General features: G+C 73.8%; 3 protein-coding genes. 1 reads left to right on the top strand and 2 read right to left on the bottom strand.

The features are described from left to right. Positions 1-462 (top strand): ATP-binding cassette domain-containing protein (locus VF202_00465; GenBank protein ID HEX7038567.1); only part of this gene is annotated, 462 nt, incomplete at its 5' end. 61 nt (positions 463-523) lie between these two features. Here VF202_00465 and VF202_00470 read toward each other — a convergent pair. Next, positions 524-1600, bottom strand: coding sequence for an NADH:flavin oxidoreductase/NADH oxidase (locus VF202_00470; GenBank protein ID HEX7038568.1), 1077 nt, complete (start codon positions 1598-1600; stop codon positions 524-526). 208 nt (positions 1601-1808) lie between these two features. Next, the coding region (tdh, locus tag VF202_00475; GenBank protein HEX7038569.1) for an L-threonine 3-dehydrogenase at positions 1809-2825 on the bottom strand (1017 nt) is incomplete at its 5' end.

The following is a 2825-nucleotide window of genomic DNA, read 5'->3' on the forward strand; positions in this document are numbered from 1 at the left end:
GAGGGCAGGCAGCTCTTCCGGCTGATGACGGTGGCCGAGAACCTCGCCGCCGGAGCCGACTACCTGCCGCACGCCCGCCCCCTCGCCGCCAGGAACCGCGAGCTCGTCTACCGTCTCTTCCCGCGCCTGCAGGAGCGCGAGCACCAGGTCGCCGGCACCCTCTCGGGCGGCGAGCGCCAGATGCTGGCCATCGGCCGCGCGCTGATGAGCGCGCCGCGCCTGCTGCTCGTCGACGAGCCGAGCATCGGGCTAGCGCCCGCCCTGGCGCAGGCCGTGTTCCGCGCGCTCGAGGAGATCAGGCGCGAGGGCGTGACGGTCGTGCTGGTCGAGCAGAACGTGCGCCAGTCGCTGAAGATCGCCGACCGCGCCTACGTGCTGGAGAACGGCGAGGTCCGCAAGACCGGCACGGGCCAGGGGCTGCTGCACGACCCCGAGGTGCAGGCGGCTTACCTGTCGATGTAGGCGACCTCGCAGGGCCGACCCTCAGGAGGGTCGCTCGGCGTCGCTCACGCCCTGACCGGGCTCAGGCCCCCGGCGCCGCGCGCAGGTACTGCGGCGGCCACGGGGTCGGCACGCCGAGCTCGCGGGCGGCGCGCAGGGGGAAGTGCGGGTCCCGCAGGGCCTCGCGGCCGAGGAGCACCACGTCGGCACGGCCCTCCGCCACCACGGCCTCGGCCTGAGGGGGCGTCGTGATCAGGCCCACGGCCGCGCTGGGCACTCCGGCGGCGCGCACCGCGGCCGCGAACGGCACCTGGTAGCAGGGCGCCGCGGGGACCTTGGCGTACGGCACCGCGCCGCCCGACGAGCAGTCGACGAGGTCGGCGCCCGCCTCCTGCGCGCGCCGGGCCACGCGCACGGTGTCGTCCACCGTCAGGCCGCCCTCGACCCAGTCGGTAGCTGAGAGGCGCAGCCACACCGGCACGTCCTCCGGCACGGCGGCGCGCACGGCCCGCACGACCTCGAGTAGCAGCCGCTCCCGACCCTCGACCGAGCCGCCGTAGGCGTCCTCGCGCCGGTTGACGAGCGGCGTGAGGAACTGGTGCAGCAGGTAGCCGTGCGCCCCGTGCACCTCCACCATGCGGAAGCCGGCGTCCACGGCGCGGGCGGCGGCGGCTGCGAACGCCTCCACGACTCCCCTCACGCCCGCCTCTGTCAGCACCTCGACCTCGCCGTCCTCGGGCCGGAACGGCTCGCCGGTGGGCCCCACGGGCGTCCAGCCGCCCTCGGCGACGGGCACACGGCCGCTGCGGGGCGCCCAGGGGCGGAAGGTGGAGGCCTTACGGCCGGCGTGCGCCAGCTGGACGCCGGGCACGGCGCCGGCCGCCTCCACCGCCGCGGTCACGGGGCGCCAGGCGTCGACCTGCGCGTCGGACCAGAGCCCGAGGTCCTGCGGCGTGATGCGGCCGCGAGGCTCCACGGCCGTGGCCTCGGCGATCACGAGGCCGAAGCCCCCTATCGCCCGGGCGCCGAGGTGCGCGACGTGCCACGGCGTGGCCAGGCCGTCCATCGCGTCGGCGGAGTAGGTGCACATCGGCGAGACGCCGAGGCGGTTGCGCAGCGTCACGCCGCGCTGCCTCATGGGCTCGAACAGGCGGCTCACGACGCGGCCCCCGCTGTGAGCACGTCCCGGAGTCGCGGTCCGAGGTCGACGTCGAGGAGATCTCGTGCGGCTGAGCTCAGTCGTGTCATAGGGGTCGGCCTTCCCAAGGGTCCATGATGTAGACGGGCGAGACGAACGTGTCGGCCGAGCGGTCGCGGCGGCTGGCGCCGTGTACGGCTCACGGTCGACGACCTGCTGCCGGCCCTCCTCAGCTCCAGTCGAGGATCACCTTGCCGGAGCGCCCGGCGCGCATCACGTCGAACGCCTGCTGGAACTCCTCCATGGGGAAGCGGTGCGTGATGACCGGGGTGACGTCGAGACCGGCCTGCAGCAGGGCGACCATCTTGTACCAGGTCTCGAACATCTGCCGACCGTAGATCCCCTGGATCGTCAGGCCCTTGAAGATCACGTCGTTCCAGTCGATGGCGATCTCGCGGCTTGGTATGCCGAGCAGCGCGACCTTGCCACCGTGGATGACGGTGCGCATGATGTCGCGGAACGCGCTCGGGGCCCCGGACATCTCGAGCGCGACGTCGAAGCCCTCCGTCATGCCGAGGTCCGCCATCACGTCCGCGAGGACCTCGCCGCCGCCCGAGACGTCCACGGCGCGCGACGCCCCCATGGCCGGCGCCATCTCCAGGCGCGCGGGGTTCACGTCGGTGACGACCACGTGGCGGGCGCCCACGAAGCGCGCCACGGCCGCCGCCATGAGGCCGATGGGCCCGGCGCCGGTGATGAGCACGTCCTCGCCCACCAGGTCGAAGGTCAGCGCCGTGTGCACGGCGTTGCCCAGGGGGTCGAGGATCGCCCCCACGTCGTCGGGGATCGAGTCGGGCAGCTTGAACGCGTTCACGGCCGGCAGGGAGATGTAGTCGGCGAACGCGCCCTGGCGCTGCACGCCCACGCCGACCGTGTTGCGGCAGAGGTGCCTCCTGCCGGCGCGGCAGTTGCGGCAGTGGCCGCAGGTGATGTGCCCCTCGCCGGCGACGCGGTCGCCGGGCGCGAAGCCCCTGACCTCGGAGCCGACCGCCGCGACGACGCCCACGTACTCGTGCCCCGTGATCAGCGGCACCGGCACCGTCCTCCGCGACCAGGCGTCCCAGTCGTAGATGTGGACGTCGGTGCCGCACAGGCTCGTGCGCCTCACGCGGATCAGCACGTCGTTGGGGCCGACCTCGGGAACCGGAGCCTCGATGCGCCAGATGCCCTCGCGCGGCTCGAGCTT

This window comes from Trueperaceae bacterium, from assembly GCA_036381035.1.
GTDB lineage: Bacteria > Deinococcota > Deinococci > Deinococcales > Trueperaceae > DASRWD01.